At 35.3% G+C, this 16,768-nt stretch carries 16 protein-coding genes; all 16 read left to right on the top strand.

Annotation, left to right across the window (positions count from 1 at the left end; translation table 11 throughout):
* Positions 1–61: 61 nt before the first annotated feature.
* A complete protein-coding gene (locus tag IV81_RS01650; protein ID WP_057801647.1) occupies positions 62–460 on the top strand; it encodes a hypothetical protein in 399 nt (132 codons plus the stop codon).
* Between the two features lie 123 nt (positions 461–583).
* Positions 584–2,338, top strand: a complete 1,755-nt coding sequence (gene recQ / locus IV81_RS01645) for a DNA helicase RecQ (protein WP_057801646.1) — start codon at positions 584–586, stop codon at positions 2,336–2,338.
* Positions 2,339–2,433: 95 nt separating this feature from the next.
* Entirely contained in the window at positions 2,434–3,138 is a 705-nt protein-coding gene (locus IV81_RS01640) for a matrixin family metalloprotease (RefSeq protein WP_236696808.1), read from the top strand.
* Between the two features lie 175 nt (positions 3,139–3,313).
* Complete coding sequence (locus IV81_RS01635; protein WP_057801642.1) at positions 3,314–4,450, top strand: serine hydrolase domain-containing protein; 1,137 nt, start codon at positions 3,314–3,316, stop codon at positions 4,448–4,450.
* A 15-nt stretch (positions 4,451–4,465) separates the two neighbouring features.
* Positions 4,466–5,248: a YveK family protein gene (locus IV81_RS01630; RefSeq protein ID WP_057801640.1), complete on the top strand. Its 783-nt coding sequence runs from the start codon at positions 4,466–4,468 to the stop codon at positions 5,246–5,248.
* Positions 5,249–5,256: 8 nt separating this feature from the next.
* On the top strand, positions 5,257–6,000 hold the full coding sequence (locus tag IV81_RS01625) for a CpsD/CapB family tyrosine-protein kinase (RefSeq protein WP_057801639.1): 744 nt from the start codon (positions 5,257–5,259) through the stop codon (positions 5,998–6,000).
* Positions 6,000–6,788, top strand: a complete 789-nt coding sequence (locus IV81_RS01620; RefSeq protein ID WP_057801637.1) for a tyrosine-protein phosphatase — start codon at positions 6,000–6,002, stop codon at positions 6,786–6,788. Before IV81_RS01625 ends, IV81_RS01620 begins: the two co-directional genes overlap by 1 nt.
* 11 nt (positions 6,789–6,799) lie before the next feature.
* Positions 6,800–7,456: a sugar transferase gene (locus tag IV81_RS01615; protein ID WP_420848337.1), complete on the top strand. Its 657-nt coding sequence runs from the start codon at positions 6,800–6,802 to the stop codon at positions 7,454–7,456.
* A 22-nt stretch (positions 7,457–7,478) separates the two neighbouring features.
* Positions 7,479–8,588, top strand: coding sequence for a glycosyltransferase (locus IV81_RS01610; protein ID WP_236696812.1), 1,110 nt, complete (start codon positions 7,479–7,481; stop codon positions 8,586–8,588).
* Positions 8,581–9,585, top strand: a complete 1,005-nt coding sequence (locus IV81_RS01605) for a glycosyltransferase family 2 protein (RefSeq protein ID WP_162257317.1) — start codon at positions 8,581–8,583, stop codon at positions 9,583–9,585. Before IV81_RS01610 ends, IV81_RS01605 begins: the two co-directional genes overlap by 8 nt.
* An 8-nt stretch (positions 9,586–9,593) precedes the next feature.
* Complete coding sequence (locus IV81_RS01600; protein WP_057801630.1) at positions 9,594–10,604, top strand: stealth family protein; 1,011 nt, start codon at positions 9,594–9,596, stop codon at positions 10,602–10,604.
* A gap of 64 nt (positions 10,605–10,668) precedes the next feature.
* Positions 10,669–11,670: a sugar transferase gene (locus tag IV81_RS01595; protein ID WP_057801627.1), complete on the top strand. Its 1,002-nt coding sequence runs from the start codon at positions 10,669–10,671 to the stop codon at positions 11,668–11,670.
* Between the two features lie 21 nt (positions 11,671–11,691).
* Positions 11,692–12,843 carry a hypothetical protein gene (locus IV81_RS01590; RefSeq protein WP_057801625.1) on the top strand — a complete coding sequence of 384 codons (1,152 nt, stop codon included), beginning with the start codon at positions 11,692–11,694 and terminating at the stop codon, positions 12,841–12,843.
* A complete protein-coding gene (gene glf / locus IV81_RS01585; RefSeq protein WP_057801623.1) occupies positions 12,828–13,949 on the top strand; it encodes a UDP-galactopyranose mutase in 1,122 nt (373 codons plus the stop codon). Before IV81_RS01590 ends, glf begins: the two co-directional genes overlap by 16 nt.
* A 3-nt stretch (positions 13,950–13,952) precedes the next feature.
* Positions 13,953–15,368, top strand: coding sequence for an oligosaccharide flippase family protein (locus IV81_RS01580; RefSeq protein ID WP_057801622.1), 1,416 nt, complete (start codon positions 13,953–13,955; stop codon positions 15,366–15,368).
* Positions 15,369–15,386: 18 nt separating this feature from the next.
* Positions 15,387–16,424: an acyltransferase family protein gene (locus IV81_RS01575; RefSeq protein WP_057801620.1), complete on the top strand. Its 1,038-nt coding sequence runs from the start codon at positions 15,387–15,389 to the stop codon at positions 16,422–16,424.
* Positions 16,425–16,768: the final 344 nt, after the last annotated feature.

Genomic DNA, 16,768 nt, shown 5'->3' with positions numbered 1-16,768 from the left:
ATTGACCAATTACTAAATGCCACCGATAATTAAACCAGATTAAATATAAGGGGTGTTTATCATGTCATTAGATTTAGGTAGTTATCAATACGTTTCAAGAGTTTACAACGAAAATATGCGGATTAAAAAATACCATTTACCACAACAACTAGCCGATGGAGAACAGACGGTTATTGATGATGGTTTGATTAAGATGACAATGAATATTGAAGGTGGACGGGTAATCAGCGTGACAATTCAAACAACGAACCCACGATCAACGGAGTATATGCAGACTTTCGAAGGCTTCGAGTTTGGGTTTAACGCCGTCAGCACTTGGATTCAAAATTACGAAGAATCAACGAGCCGTCACGGACATTCCGAGGGTATCGTTAAAGGAATGCTAGCATCCTACGATACTAATTCGGATAATGTTCTAACAGTCACTTTATCACGCGTATCCGGCGAACCAGAAGAATAGCAAGAACTAAAGATTTATGACGAATTTGATTTCGACATAAATCTTTTTTGTTTAAAGTGGTCAAAACTCATTCTAAAATAGTCTATACTGGAAAAAGAGATTTTAAAGAGAAAGAGGTATTTAATGAGGCCACAGGAAATTTTGAAGTCGAGTTTTGGATATGATGATTTTCGCCCTGGACAAGAGCGGGCGATCAATGCCGTGTTACAGCGGCAAAATGTTCTAGCCATCATGCCGACTGGTGGTGGAAAATCACTTTGTTACCAAATTCCAGCTCTAATGCAAGATGGAATCACTTTGGTGGTTTCACCGCTAATATCCTTAATGAAAGACCAGGTTGATGCGTTAAATGCAAATGGGATTGATGCAACGTTTATCAACAGTTCATTGGATTACACCGAAATAAATGAACGTTTTGGTCAAGCGCGCCGACGTGAGGTCAAATTACTTTATATTTCACCAGAACGATTGGATTCAGAATATTTCGATCGCCTAGCGGAGTTACCAATTGATTTAATTGCAATTGATGAAGCTCATTGTATTTCGCAATGGGGACACGATTTTCGTCCAAGCTACCTTAAAATAACGGATATCATTCAGCATCTACCGACTAATCCGACCATTATCGCATTGACGGCGACGGCAACACCGCGGGTTGCGGAAGATATCAAGGATCGTTTAAAAATTAGCTCTGAGGTTCAAACTGGATTTGCGCGTCCCAATCTTTCGTTCAAAGTGGTTAAAGATCAGGATAGTGACCGCTTCTTAGTGGATTATTTAAAAGTAAATTCGGAACAATCTGGAATTATTTATGCCAGTACGGTAAAGGAAGTAGAACGCTTATACCGTCTGCTGTCCAAAAAGCATTTTCGAGTTGCAATGTATCACGGACAGTTAAATAAGGAAGAACGTCGCCAAAATCAAGACGATTTCCTATACGATCGTGTTCCAGTAATGATTGCGACCAACGCCTTTGGAATGGGAATCGATAAAAGCAATGTCCGATTCGTTATTCATGATCAAATCCCTGGTAGTATTGAGTCATACTACCAGGAGGCGGGACGTGCGGGACGGGATGGCCTTCCTAGTGAAGCAATCCTTCTGTACAAATTAAGAGACGTTCAGATTCAGCACTATTACATTGAACAGTCTGAACGGGATGAGGCAAGTATGGCTGCGGAATATCAAAAATTGCAGGCGATGAGTCAGTATGGTAATACACAGAAATGCTTGCAACGATATATCTTAAATTATTTTAACGAGGACGCCGAAGATTGTGGTCAATGCAGTAACTGTCTGGATACGCGAGAATCGCAAGACATTACCATTGAGGCTCAGCAAGTGTTGTCTTGCATCAAACGAATGAACGAACGGTTTGGTAAAGAAATGATTGCGCTAGTTCTGACGGGATCTAAAAATCAGCGAGTTAGACAGTTTCGTTATGACGAACTATCCACGTATGGATTAATGCAAAGACGAACTAAAAAGGATGTAACAGAATTGATCGACTTTCTCGTGGCCTCCGGGTACATTGCACCAGATGGTGGTCAATTTCCAATTTTAAAAATCACCGCCACCGGACTACAGGTGTTACTGGGAAAACAACGGGTCTTCCGAAAAGTAGCGGTTAAGGTCGATAAAGCGTTGTCCGAAAACAATGAACTATTTGAAGAACTACGCGTTTTGCGACGTAATCTGGCTGAAAAGCAAAATGTTCCGCCGTTTGTTATTTTTTCAGACCAAACTTTACACGACATGTGTGCGGTAATGCCTGAGACGTTGGAAGAAATGCTGGATGTTAAGGGAATTGGCGATAGCAAGCTAGAGAAGTACGGTTCACAATTTTTTGAAATATTACGAAAACATCAAAAAGTTTAGTATTTGGTAAAGTGCTGAGCTTTTTTTGCTGGATTCTGGCACAATGGATTTAAAATAATGCTTATTAAGTAAAGTAAGGGGAAAAGTACTTGCGGATGAAATCGATTTTTGGTTGGTTAGTCGTCTTTTTAGGCGCGACCTGGATTGTTAAAAATAACGTGATAACAATCCCGTCAAACGTCCAACAAACGTTTCAAAATGGAATTAGTCAAATAACAACGGGGCTAGATTCGATTGTTGACTCAAATTGGAACTTTAATCAAAATGCGAGTTCGAATAAAGATACGGCGGTTGGAGCAAAAACGCCGTCAGAATCAATTGTCAACGATAAGAATCTATCTAAAATTTACTATTATAGTTTTGCCGATGGAACGTCGGATGCCGTTCGGTCAGTTTTTAATCAAGCGATTGCCACCTATAACGCAACTGGGATTGTTCAATTAAAACCTGGTGAAACAAAAGGTTGGTTAAATCACATCACTTTGGGGACCTATCAAAAGGCCATGCCGGCGGGAAAAGAAAATGTTCTCGAACTTGGTGTTGGCGGACCCGAAATTATGGAACAACGGGGGTTGGTTAGTCGGATTGCTAATCATGCTTCAGCAAAATTGAATATTTATTACGGCAAATCCATTTCACAATCGGTCGCAACCCACGAGATTGGACACGCGCTCGGATTAGATCATAGTACTAGTTTACGATCGATAATGTATCCTTTGGATCGCGGGCAAGTCACCTTAAGCCAGGCTGATATAAATGGTTTAAAGGCGATTTATGGAGAAGCCAATTCAGAAAGTTAACAAATGATAAAAATTCATTTGTTAACTTTTTTATTTTTGCTTCAAAACATTACAAGACAATTACAATTTAAACTAAACTTAATAATTTCATCTACGATATCGAATTATTTGGTTGAAACTTACCCCATTAAATGATAGATTGAATTGTGACTTATAAAAAATGGAGAGATACTGTATGAAAAAAACACTAACATGGTTAGGAGTTACGGTTGGATCTTTGGCAGTTTTTGCTGGGGCAGGGCTTGGTTTAACCTTGGTAAATAAAGATTCACTGGCTACGCACTTTATTGAAAAGTATACGGGATCTTCAAAAGATTCCTCGAGTAGTTCTAGAAATACATCTTCTTCGTCGACTGAAGTAGCCGACGCGGTAGCATTGAAAGTTACCAAAAGCAGTAATTTAGATTCGATTTTAAATAACGGAGAGTTTAACGGCTCCGCGGCGTTAAATACCGAAAAAAAAGTACTAGTCAGTTCACGTGGTTACGGTAATCACGATACTAAAAAATCGATGACGAGCTCAAGTAAGTTTTTAATTGGAAAAGTCCAAGATACAATCAACGGTGGGATTATCATGCACCTGATTGACAGTGGTAAGGTCAAATTAAATGATAAGTTATCCAAGTATGATAAGAACGTTGCTGGATCAGATACAGTGACGGTTAAAGAAGTGATGAATCAGGCCAGCGGAATTTCGGCGACGGATTTGGCATCGTCGGGGAGCACGGCCAGCCTGGTTAAATCGGTGAATGCTAATGCAACCTATGATCCTGCTAGTGCGGGGGTTTATGCAGATTCAAGGGTTAACACGATTTTACAGGCAGCAATCATCGAAAAAGCCACGGGAAGTAAGTACCAGACGGTCGTTCAAGATTTGATTGATCAATTAGGGTTGGAACAAACAACCTTTGGAATGAAAGAACGAACCGTGGAATATTATCAGGTTGGCGATACCGTTTCAGCAACTAAAGTCGCAACGGCGGATTTAAATACGGACGCGATTAATCGAATGGGGGATGACCAGTTGGTTAGCTCACCGGGAGATATCGCCCAACTGTATAGTTACCTATTTAATAGTGATTATGTTTCAAGTTCGACCATTGGTAAGGTTTTTAATACCTCAGGTGGTCACATTGCTGGATTTGCGGTCGACGGTGATTCATTGAGTATGGCTCAAGCAATTACTGGTGGACGTAATCGAATTGAATGGAACTTGAAAAAGAACAGTGGGACATTCTTGTTTAGCAATTACATTAACGGACAAGACAACTTATCAACAATCTCATCAAATATGTTAGATTATCTAAATTAATTCTTGGAGGATTTCATGGAATCAGCAGAAACACAACAAATTAGTATTGGTCAAATCTTGGCGATACTTCGTAAACATATGGGTCTAATTTTTGCCAGTACTTTTATTATCACCTTGCTTGCAGCGTTAATGACATTTTTCGTTATGACTCCAAAGTATAGCGCAACAACTCAAATCTTAGTAAATCGGAAGTTATCCGCTGATATGGCGGGTGCGCAGTACCAACAAGCTCAAGCTGACGTTCAAATGATCAGTACATATAAGGACATTATTACCAGTCCCACAGTTTTAAGGGACGTTAACACCAAGTTGGAAGGTCAACCGGGCTACCGGGATGGAATCGATAACTTAAAGAGTTCGATCGCCATTAATAGTCAACAAAATTCACAGGTTTTTTCAATCACAGCAAAGAGCACTAATCCAGAAACCGCCGCTAAAATCGCCAATGAGACGGCAACAACTTTTAAAAATAAAGTAGTCAAGATTATGAGTATTAATAACGTTTCGATTGTTTCAAAGGCAACGGCCGATGATCAGCCCGTTAGTCCACGTACTAAGTTAAACATCGCGGCTGGAATTGTAATTGGGTTATTGTTAGGAATCGGATTGGCCTTCTTACGCGAACTTAGCGATCGGACCGTTACGTCAGAAGAGTTCCTAACGGAAGAGCTTGGCTTGAAGGGATTAGGAATTATTAGTGAAATTGATGATCGAGATATTCGTCGTAAAATTTCACCTAAAATTACTAATCCATCAGATGATGACGATACGGAATCAAGAATGCGCAGAAGGGTTTAGGTGAGCTGATGTTTGGAAAGAAAAAACGACAAAAAAAATTAGATAACGAAAGTTTGAAAAATGGTGTTGGACTAATTACGTTTACTGAACCAACGTCTTCAATTGCTGAACAATTTCGAACGGTGCGGACTAACATTCAGTTCTCGTCCGTTGATAAACAATTAAAGTCGATTGTGTTTACTTCTTCAGCACCATCCGAAGGAAAGTCAACCATTAGTAATAACGTGGCTGTCACTTGGGCAGATCAAGGAAAGCGCGTTTTAATCGTGGACGCCGATATGCGCCGTCCAACTGTTTACCGAACTTTCCGAGTTAGTAATGCAATTGGATTAAGTAACCTTCTGGCTGGGACAGGAAACCTGGAAGGGGCCATTCATGAAACGGTCGTTAACAACTTGTCCGTTATGCCAAGTGGACCAATTCCGCCGAATCCTTCGGAGCTTTTAGGCTCAACAAAGATGGTCAGTTTACTTGAAACATTGACGAATGCATATGATTTGGTCATTATCGATGCACCGCCAGTTAATACCGTTACGGACGCCCAAGTTTTAGCGGCACATGCTGACGGAACGGTCTTGGTTGTTCCGCAGGGGATTGCTGATAAAGCAGGCGTTCGCCATGCGAAGCAATTACTTGAAGCCGTTCAAGCCAACATTCTTGGCGCAATCTTAAATCGCGCTTCGGCGGAAAAATCAACGGGTTACTATGGTGGTTACTACGGCGGATATTATGGAACGGATGATAAGAAATAATGGACTTAATTGACTTACATTGTCACATTCTGCCAGGGGTCGATGATGGTGCGAAGGATTTGCCGATGGCACTCGACATGGCTCGTGAAGCAGTTAAACAGGGGATTACACATATTCTATTAACGCCTCATCATATGGATGGAATGTACACCAATCATAAAAAAGATGTTATCCAGAAGACAACTAATTTCCAAAATGAGCTTAATGCTGCTGGAATTCCATTAACGGTTTTTCCGGGGCAGGAAGTCCATTTGACGGGTGAACTATTGCAGGCCATCGATGATGACGATATTTTATTTATGGATGAAGGTGGAAAATATTTACTTTTGGAGTTGCCACACAGTGGGATTCCGGAGTATACTGAAACGGTTGTTTTTGAATTAATTGCACGCGGGATTACTCCGGTTCTTGCACACCCGGAACGTAATCACGGATTTCAAAAAGAACCCGATCGTCTTTACGATTTTGTTGAGATGGGTTGTTTAACTCAGTTGACAAGTAGTAGTTATCTTGGGGTGTTCGGCGATCATGTCGAGCGCCTGACGCAGAAGTTTATTGATGCCAACTTAGGCTTTATCTTCGCTTCTGATGCACATAACTTTGAAGGGCGTCGCTTTTTAATGGCGGATGCCTTTAGAAAATTAACAAAAGAGACGACTGAACGTCGAGCAGAACTTTTAAATTATAATGCCCGATCAATTGTGAATGGGGACTCAATTGATACGACTGACATTATGCATGTATCTTCTTTGAAGAAGAGAAAGAAAAAGAGGTTTTGGTTATTTTAATGGAGAGTAAGATGGTTGAAAACAAAAAAGTTATAGTTGATGAGAAATATCAAAATCAGCGGTATGTTTACCGATTTATTAAGCGTTTTGTAGACATTATTACAAGTGGTCTTGGTTTAATCATATTGTCCCCAGTTTTTTTTATTGTAAGTTTAGCCATTAAGGCCGAAGATCCTAGGGGACCGATCTTTTATTCACAGACGAGATTGGGAAAAGGTCAGCGGCCTTTTAAAATGTTCAAATTCCGATCAATGATCGTTGATGCAGATAAAAAACTTGAAAAGTTATTAAAAGATAATGAAGTTGATGGTGCAATGTTTAAGATGAAAGAAGATCCACGGATTACAAGAGTGGGTAAATTTATTAGAAAACATAGCTTGGATGAACTTCCGCAGCTGTTAAACGTTTTAATTGGAGACATGGCACTAGTCGGGCCACGCCCACCGTTAGAACGTGAAGTAGCGGATTATTCAGATTATGACAAACAGCGTTTGATTGTGAAACCGGGTTGTACTGGTCTATGGCAAGTCAGCGGGCGGAACGACGTGGATTTCGAAGGCATGGTTGAACTGGACTTGAATTATATTGAAAATAGTAACATTTTTTATGATATTGGTATTTTGTTTAGAACGGTAACGATTATTTTTAGGCCGAATGGAGCATACTAAGTGAGGGTTATTTTTGAAAAAAGTGAAAGTGGCTTTAATTGCAGGAAAAATGGTTGGCGGCGGAGTAGAGTCCGTCCTAATGAATCTCAATAAATTTATTGACAAAGATAGATTTGAGGTTGACATCTTAGTGGATGAGGATTCCAAAGTAGTACCTGAAAAAGAGATAGAAGAGTCAGGAGTTAAACTTATATATGTACCACCATACCAAAGTATTATTACGTATTTGTGTGCGTTAAGGAAGCTGTTTTTAGAAAACAATTATGATATTGTACACGCTAACATTAGTACTTTAAATGTTTTTCCATTGGCAGTAGCGTATCTTTGCCGAGTGCGAGTAAGGATTTATCATAACCATAATCTAATATCACCTAACGCTGGAAAATTAAAAAACTTTACGAAATGGATCTTATCAATTTTTGCCAACGTCTTTCCAAATTATCGAGTTGCACCAACTTTTAAAACGGGGAAATGGGTTTTTAAAAACAAAAAATTTTCTGTTATAGAAAATGGAATAGAATCCAAAAAATTTATTTTTTCTGAAGAAAATAGGAAAAACATTCGCAGTAAACTAAAAGTAGACGAAGATACAATACTTTTAGGCAGTTTTGGTAGGATGGTTCAATCTAAGAATATACTTTTTATTGTAAAAGTGCTCGAATATTTGATGATTAATGATGCAAGTAAGTATAAATTACTTTTAATAGGAAGCGGACCTAATAAAGATGACTTAAAGCAATACGTTAGGTCACACCCGAGATTAACTAAAAATGTTATCTTTATTCCTAGTCAAAAAAATATTAGTAAGTACTATTCAGCATTAGATGTATATTTATTTCCGTCTACCGCAGAAGCGTTTGGCATAGCCGCAATTGAGGCACAAACAAATGGTTTAGCGACCTTGGTTTCGGATGGGGTTCCTGATGAATCGAAGGTTTCTGATGTTTTGTTTAAAAAGTTTGATTCTTATAATGTTGAAGTTTGGGGCAAATATATTTTGAAAATGAAAAATTTTAATATGAATTTTAGGAAGCAAATGAGTCTTGAGATGGAAAATATGGTTTTTAATTCCAAAGACATGGTGAATGAAATTGAGGAGTTGTATATTAAAGCATATGAGGAACGTGGTTAGTAGCAGTACGAAGCAGCCAAAAATCAGTTTAATATTTCCAGTATACAATGCTGAAAAGTATATTGAGAAAACTTTTAGTATGGTAAAAAATCAAACTTATAAAAATTTAAAAATAATAGTTGTTGACGACGGAAGCAGCGATAATTCATTGAACATTTTACAAAGAATGGCTGTTAATAATGATAACATAGTAGTTTTGGAAAAAAAGAATGGCGGCCTTTCAAGCGCTAGAAATTATGGACTTCAATATGCAGATACGGATTACGTTACCTTTGTTGATGCCGACGATTATATTGACAGTGATTATGTGGAAACGTTAATCGCCCCCTTTCTAATTAGAAATAATGTGGCAATAAGTACAGTTAAATATTTTAGGACAGATACTTATTCATCCAATTATTTCACTAAAACACGAGAAATAAAATTTTTGAAGAGAGATTCGGGTTTTAATAAATTACTACTGCAAAGTAAAGGGTACGACGTTTCTACTTGGGCTAAAATGTATAAAACAAGTTTATTTAAGAAAATTAAATTTTTAGATGGAATCACATATGAAGATTTTGAAATAATACCTAAATTATTTTCTGGAATTGAAGAAAAATATTGGATTTCCTTTATCGATGCTGTTAAATATCAGTATATAAGAACTCCTAATAGCATAATAACGGCGGATTTTAAGAAAAGGGATTTGGATATATTATCAATAGTTAGTGAAGGTCTTCCGTTTATTGATAATGCTTTGCCTGAATCTAGAGATGCGTACTTATCAAAAGCAATTGCCGGTACATTTAGCGTGTATAGAAAGGCTATTAGATCTAATGCCACTGAAACGGATATAAGGTTGATTTATGATAAACTAAGATGGCTTTTAAAGGAAATTAATATAAAAAAGGGATTAACAAAAAAGGAAATTGTAGCATATGCTACTTTACTTTTTGGAAAAAGATTATCTATACCAATTACGAGATTGCTTAGTAGATGTCTTAAAGAAGGGTAAGATATATTTTGGAAACGAATGAAAAAATAGATTTTGTTGTAACATGGGTTAACTCGAATGACGTTGAGTGGCAAAAAAAGATGAATAGCCAACTTGAATTAATGGGAAAAGAGCAACTTATGACTGGAGAAGAAAGGTACCATGATTTTGGATTTTTTAGATATTGGTTTAGAGCAGTAGAAAAGTATGCATCATGGGTTAATCATATATACCTTGTAACTGACTCTCAAATCCCTTCTTTTTTTAAAGGCAATAAAAGAGTTACTATTATCGACCATAAACAATTTATACCTCAGGAGTTTCTCCCCACATTTAGTTCAAGTACTATAGAATTATTTTTAGATAAAATACCAGGCATTGAAGAAAAATTTGTATACTTTAATGATGACATGCTGCTGAACAATTTTGTGACCCCGAAGACGTTTTTCTCTGAAAGTGGATTACCAAAAGACTCAGCAATTCCATCAGTATTGCAGCCTGTTAGTGATTTTGATGCTATACCTTTCAACAATTCATTAGTGATAAATCGTAATTTTTCCAAAGGAAAAGTGTTGAAAGAACATTTTAGCAAGTTTTTTTGTTTGAAATATGGGGTTTCAAATATTTTGAAGGCCGTGTTAACCGTGCCATTCAGTAACTGGAGTACCTTTAAAATTCAGCATATTCCGTATTCATTACGAAAAGACGATTATAGAATATTACGTAAGTATGCACAGAAGGAAATTACTAATACGGCAAAGATGCATTTTAGGTCTGAAATGGATATTAACATCTGGCTATTATTAGAATTAAGATTCATGCAAGGAGAATTTTCTCCGAGAAAAAAATCTATCGGTGGATACTATGATTTTGATAATGTTGAAGCGTTGATTCAAAGCGTAAAAAAAGGAAAAGAATCATTAATTTGTATCAATGATGATAGTCAGAGTAAAAGCTTAAGGGATAAAGTTAAAATTTCAAAAGATATAATTAATGTTTTGGAGGATAAATTTCCCACTAAATCAATGTCAGAGATATAAATAATTGAGTTACTTACGTAGTTGTGAAGATTTTAATTAAATATAAAGTGTTGAGGTTTGTAATTTGAAAAAATTTGTATTAGAAGTTTCCGAAGGTGAGAAAAATACAGCAGGAGAGAAAGCTAAAAACGATATAACTAATATCCTAAAAGGGAATGATTATAAGGTAATTAAACTTAATCTGAAGGAAAACAGATTAGGTAAACTTCTTTTTACGCGGTATGAAGTGTATAAAAAAATAAAAGATATTGACAAGGGAGATGTTTTTATAATTCAATATCCAATGTATAGCCGCTATGCAACTAAGCTATTACTAAATTATTGCAAAAAAAGAGAAATAAAAACTATTTGCATTATACACGATATAGAATCTTTACGTTTGTATAAAAATAATGATCGAAAAATTCATGATGAATTATTAATTTTACGGGGCTTTGACTTTTTAATTACGCATAATCATTCCATGAGTGATTGGTTAAGAGAAAAAGGAATAAAGGTGAAAATTTCAGAATTGCAAATTTTTGACTATTTAAATGAACAAAAGGCTAAAGAAAATGCAAAGGAAAAGAATTTGGTTTTTGCTGGGAATTTGGCTAAAGCTTCTTTTTTAAAAAAGTGGAATATTAATAAAAAAATTACAGTTTTTGGAGTTAATCCTGAAAAACAGTATCCTCAAAATGTTGATTATAAAGGTGTAAAAACTCCCGATGAGTTACCTGAATTTCTTCAAGGAAGCTTTGGGCTTGTTTGGGATGGGAATTCTATGACAACAAATAGTGGAATTTTTGGTGAATATACTAAGTATAATAATCCCCACAAAGCTTCCTTATATATTAGTTGTGGTCTTCCGATAATTGTATGGGAACAGGCTGCAATTGCGGGTTTTGTTAAAGATAATAGGGTTGGTTTGGCTGTTTCAAGCATATATAGTTTGCAAGAAGTATTATCTAAAATGTCGGAAGATGAATATTTAGAATTGGTTAAAAATACTAAAGAGATGTCTAAAAAAATTAGAAATGGTTTTTTTACTTTAAATGTTGTAAATCAAGCTCTAAAAAGCATTTAATCTTGAATATGGGGTATCTTAATGGATCTTAATGAAAAAAAAGAATCTACCTTATCTAATTTATTGTTCCTAGTTGCGTACACGATAGTTATATTTATCAGTAGTTTAACAACCACGTTGTATGCGCACATAATTCCTGCTCCCTATGTAAGTTCAATTTTGATAGTAGGGATTAGTATTTTATTTTGTAAATTCATTTTTACGGATAAGCATAGTTTTTTTGAATATACACTTTATCTCTTTATCGGAATTATTTTGCTTATTTCAATGATCAAGTCAGAAAGTAAGCAACTTATTGTTGTAGCTATCTTTATGTTAATGTCTAAGAACGTTAAGAGCAGACCATTATTGAAAATTTATTTAATTGTTTCATTGTTAGTGCTTTTATTTTCATACTTTTCTACTAAGATGGGTTGGATAATGGACCTGACATATACAAGAAATATGATTGAGCGGCACTCTTATGGAATAGTATACCCAACCGATTTTGCTTCGCATATTTTTTATGTTTGTTGTGCGTATGTATTTTTACGATTTAAAAAATTTAATCTCTTTGATGTGATTTTTTTATTGGTGACTGCCTTATTGGTGTATAGACAGACGGATGCGCGACTTAATTTTGGGATGATATTATTATTAATAGTGGTTGGATTACTAGGTAAAAAAGAAAAACTTGACTTTTTAAATACTGTTGCATGGTTAGTACCAATTTTTAGTTTCCTATTTACATATTTAGCATCGAGATTTTATAATCCTACAAGCTTTATCTTTGATCTCTTGAATAAATTGTTTTCAGGTAGATTGGGTATTGTTCAGGAAATTTTAAACGAAAGTGGTGTTAAGTTTTGGGGACAAAAAATCATTGAACACGGTTGGGGAGGAAGCGGATTTTATTTAAACACAAATATTTACGAGTACAGTTATATTGATTCCGCATTTATGAGATTGTTAATAATTTATGGATTAATGGCATGTTTACTGTTTTTATTAATAATAATTTTCTTTTTATATAAAAGTAAAAATTCAAGAACAATATTAATTGTAATATTAATATTGCTTTCGGGAATTGTTGAACAACATTTTATAGATATAGCTTACAACCCGTTTTTTATTCTTTTGGCGTCAGAGTATTTTAATAAGAAAGGATTATTACAAGCATGCAAGAATATTTAATAGTAGGATCAGGACTTTTTGGTTCAGTTTTCGCCCATGAGGCAGCAAAACGAGGTCATAAAGTTAAAGTGATTGAAAAACGCGACCATGTCGCAGGAAATATCTATACAAAAGAAGTCGAGGGAATTCAGGTTCACCAGTATGGGGCACATATTTTTCATACGAGCATGAAGAACATATGGGATTATGTTAACCAATTTGCCGAATTTAATAATTATATTAATACGGTTATTGCAAACTATAATGGTGAAATTTATAGCATGCCTTTTAATATGTATACTTTCAACAAGCTTTGGGGTGTGATTACGCCAGATGAGGCAAAGGCCAAAATAGAAGAGCAAAAGCAAAGTATTCAGTTAGATGGTAAGCCAGGTAATCTGGAAGAACAAGCTATTTCACTTGTCGGACCAGACGTTTATCAAAAGCTAGTTAAGGGCTATACAGAAAAACAATGGGGACAATCAGCAACCGATTTACCTGCGTTCATTATTCGTCGTCTTCCGGTTCGATTTACATATGATAATAATTACTTTAATGATCCATATCAAGGGATTCCAGTTGGTGGATATACGCAAATTATTGAAAAAATGCTTGATCATGAACTGATAGAGGTTGAAACAGGAGTTGATTTCTTCGACCATAAAGACGAATATCTAAATTCTGGTGCGAAAATTATCTTTACCGGTATGATTGACCAATTCTTTGATTATGAACTTGGCGAGCTTGAATACCGGAGTTTACGTTTTGAGACAGAAGTGAAAGATGTTGATAATTATCAAGGAAATGCAGTTGTTAACTACACGGATGCTGATACACCATACACTCGTGTAATTGAACACAAGCATTTTGAATTTGGTAAGGGTAATAAAGGAAAAACGGTTATTACACATGAATATCCTAAGTCATGGCACCGTGGAGATGAACCATATTATCCAATTAATAATAAACGAAATAAAGAACTTTACACTAAATATGTTAAGCTTGCTAATGAAAAGGCATCAAATGTATTATTTGGCGGGCGTCTAGGGCAATACCGCTACTATAATATGGATCAAACAATTATGGCAGCTTTACAAACAGTTCAACACGAGTTTGAGGAAAAATAGTTTATGCAAGTCGTTAAAAATTATCTTTATAATGCTTCATACCAAGTTTTTATTTTACTAGTTCCACTGATAACGACGCCATATTTGGCTCGGGTGTTAGGTCCAACTGGAGTAGGGATTAATGCATACACAAATTCTATTATTCAGTACTTTATTCTATTTGGTAGTATCGGGGTTAATCTATATGGTAATCGACAGATTGCATTCGTGCGTGATAATAAAGATGAATTAACGAAAACATTTTACGAAATATTTTTAATGCGGATAATGACAATTATATTGGCTTATGCCGCATTTTTAATTTTCTTGGTGTTCATCGGTAATTATCATGTTTACTACCTGGCGCAATCACTTTCTATTATTGCAGCTGCCTTTGATATTTCTTGGTTTTTTATGGGAGTAGAAAATTTTAAGGTAACGGTTGTTCGGAATTTTATCGTTAAAATACTAACGCTTGTAAGTATTTTTACTTTTGTTAAATCGTATAGTGATTTATATCTATACATTATGATTTTATCCTTATCATTGTTAATTGGAAATTTAACACTATTCCCAAATTTAAAGAAATATATTGGCAACTTGAATATAGGACAATTGCATATTTGGCATCATTTAAAACCATCATTAGTTTTATTTGTGCCACAAATTGCTACTCAAATTTATTTAGTTGTAAATAAAACAATGCTGGGGTCAATGACATCCGTTCAAGCAGCTGGTTATTTTGATCAATCCGATAAAATGATTAAAATGATTTTAGCAATTGTAACGGCGACTGGAACGGTGATGCTACCACATGTTGCTAATGCATTTATGCGAGGCGAAGTTGAAAAAACAAAGCAGTTCTTGTACAACAGTTTTTCTTTTGTAACAGCTGTATCAGTTCCGATGATGTTTGGAATTGCGGCTGTCGCACAGAAGTTTGTTCCACTATTCTTTACGGATAAATTTTTAGCAGTTACTCCGTTAATGATGATCGAGTCGGTGGTGATTCTTTTGATTGCATGGAGTAATGCATTGGGAACGCAATATCTATTACCGACGAACCAAAACGCAGCATTTACCACATCCGTGATCATTGGAGCTGTCGTAAATATTATAGTTAACATTCCGCTAATTTTACTTTGGGGAGCTATGGGAGCCACGATTGCTACTGTTCTATCGGAAATTTCAGTTACTGGTTACCAATTGTATGTACTAAGAAATCAGGTTGACTATAAAAAACTGTTTAAAGATACGTGGAAATATTTAATTTCGGGAGTAGTTATGTTTATCGTAATTTATTTCCTGGATGGAATATTATCTAACAGCTGGTTAATGTTAATTGTTGAAGTATTTGTTGGTGCTGTAATTTACGTATTTTTATTAATGTTAATGAAAGTTAAGATTATCAAAGATGCTAAATTAATATTGAAAAGATAGCAACGGAGGAATAGTTAAATGAAACGAGTCAAACAAAATGACACATTTGATGTTATTAAGGCTGTTATGGCAGTGATGATCACAATAATTCATATCGTTTCGCTTGATGAATTGGGCATAATTGGAACTTACATTTTTCCAATACTAAGAATAGCAGTCCCGTTGTTTTTTATGATAAGTAGTTACCTGTTTTTCTCAAGAATTAATATGCTGAAGACGTATGAGGAACGAAAAAGGTATTTATGTAAAGCAATTAGGAGAAACTTACAATTATATTTACTTTGGTTCGTTATTCTATCACCAATAACCCTTTATATTAGAGGCTATTTTGAAAAAGGATTATTGATAGGGTTATTAACCTTAGTGTGGAATTTTTTTGTCGGGTCAACATTTATAGCTTCTTGGTATATAATGGCTCTGATAATTGGGCTGACCGTCGTTTTTTATTTAACGACTAGATTTAGTAATTTGGTTGTATTCTCTATAGGTATTCTAACTTATGCCTTTTGTGTATTAACAAGCAATTATGGAAAGTTAGCTATAATGACTACATTTCATGATTTATTGTTATATTGGACTCCCTATAATAGTTTTACAGCAGGAATTATTTGGATAATAGCTGGAAAGATATTTGCCGAGAATAAGAATGCATTTTATTTTGGAATTAAAAAACAAAAAATTATAATAAGTGGTATGGTATTATTGCTTTATTTAGAACAGATCCTGATAGTACGTTTAAATTCTAGTCATACCACTGATTTTTATTTTATGTTGGTTCCACTGTGTCTCTCGCTGTTTGCTCTCCTATTAAATACTAATTTACACAACAGTAGAGCAAAACAGTTAAGAGCCTTTTCAACAGTAACATATTGTTTACACGCATCTTTCGCGAAGATACCATCTCTCTTTTTTTTAATGTTGGGATTATCAAATGATACTTTTTTAATTTCGTTAGTAAAATGGATCATGACTATTATTGTATGTGCTTGTATAACTCTTTTAATTATTAAACTTGAAAAGTTTAAATTTTTTCAATGGATGAAGCTTTTGCATTAGTAGAAAGGCCGTGGGCTTCCATTTACTGGTTGAAAGTAGTTCGTAAGAGTCGGGTATCTTTGTTTAAAAATGAGCACTTAACAATTTTTTATCAAGGATAGATTCAACTCATTTGCGCACTTGAAAAAGTGATGAGGGACTGCGTTTCAGGCACCTTTAATAGGGTTGTTTATATGAATGGATTTAAAATACAGAGACCACCATTTAAAATGCGTACATTAAAAAATAGGATGTCCGTCAAATGTAAGTAAGCAACCAGTACAGACCGACTATAACCGAATCGCTTTACGCGATGCAATTACCTTATCAGTAAGAAATAGTGTGATGGAAATATTTAAGCTTCG

This window comes from Pediococcus stilesii (assembly GCF_001437075.1).
Classification (GTDB): Bacteria; Bacillota; Bacilli; order Lactobacillales; family Lactobacillaceae; genus Pediococcus; species Pediococcus stilesii.
This window is presented reverse-complemented; position numbering and strand designations above follow the sequence as displayed.

Excerpts from the sequence above, each read along its gene's own strand:
- IV81_RS01650 (WP_057801647.1), top strand. The coding sequence starts at position 62 with ATGTCATTAGATTTAGGTAGTTATCAATACGTTTCAAGAGTTTACAAC.
- recQ (WP_057801646.1), top strand. The coding sequence starts at position 584 with ATGAGGCCACAGGAAATTTTGAAGTCGAGTTTTGGATATGATGATTTT.
- IV81_RS01640 (WP_236696808.1), top strand. The coding sequence starts at position 2,434 with ATGAAATCGATTTTTGGTTGGTTAGTCGTCTTTTTAGGCGCGACCTGG.
- IV81_RS01635 (WP_057801642.1), top strand. The coding sequence starts at position 3,314 with ATGAAAAAAACACTAACATGGTTAGGAGTTACGGTTGGATCTTTGGCA.
- IV81_RS01630 (WP_057801640.1), top strand. The coding sequence starts at position 4,466 with ATGGAATCAGCAGAAACACAACAAATTAGTATTGGTCAAATCTTGGCG.
- IV81_RS01625 (WP_057801639.1), top strand. The coding sequence starts at position 5,257 with ATGTTTGGAAAGAAAAAACGACAAAAAAAATTAGATAACGAAAGTTTG.
- IV81_RS01620 (WP_057801637.1), top strand. The coding sequence starts at position 6,000 with ATGGACTTAATTGACTTACATTGTCACATTCTGCCAGGGGTCGATGAT.
- IV81_RS01615 (WP_420848337.1), top strand. The coding sequence starts at position 6,800 with ATGGTTGAAAACAAAAAAGTTATAGTTGATGAGAAATATCAAAATCAG.
- IV81_RS01590 (WP_057801625.1), top strand. The coding sequence starts at position 11,692 with ATGGATCTTAATGAAAAAAAAGAATCTACCTTATCTAATTTATTGTTC.
- glf (WP_057801623.1), top strand. The coding sequence starts at position 12,828 with ATGCAAGAATATTTAATAGTAGGATCAGGACTTTTTGGTTCAGTTTTC.
- IV81_RS01580 (WP_057801622.1), top strand. The coding sequence starts at position 13,953 with ATGCAAGTCGTTAAAAATTATCTTTATAATGCTTCATACCAAGTTTTT.
- IV81_RS01575 (WP_057801620.1), top strand. The coding sequence starts at position 15,387 with ATGAAACGAGTCAAACAAAATGACACATTTGATGTTATTAAGGCTGTT.